At 35.2% G+C, this 216-nt stretch carries 1 pseudogene; it reads left to right on the top strand.

From position 1 onward, the window contains the following. Positions 1-216 (top strand): annotated as a pseudogene (locus FS486_RS19885) (radical SAM/CxCxxxxC motif protein YfkAB); the annotation flags it as partial.

The raw sequence follows: 216 nt of genomic DNA on the forward strand, positions 1-216 counted from the left end.
TATGAGCAAATGCTTGAAAATTCCAGCACTTTATCAGACCAAGGCATGTTCGTATCGGCAGAAACAATGCTTAATCAAAGCACAGTCCCTTATCTAAGTAAAATACATAACGAAGTGGTAAATGACATGAAATGTAGCCGTCATGAGATTCACCCAATGTATCCATCTGATTTTGCTAGCCAATTAAATGTATTATCTCTTAAAGAAATGAAAGAA

It is taken from the genome of Bacillus sp. FJAT-22090, from assembly GCF_007676755.1.
Classification (GTDB): domain Bacteria; phylum Bacillota; class Bacilli; order Bacillales_A; family Planococcaceae; genus Psychrobacillus.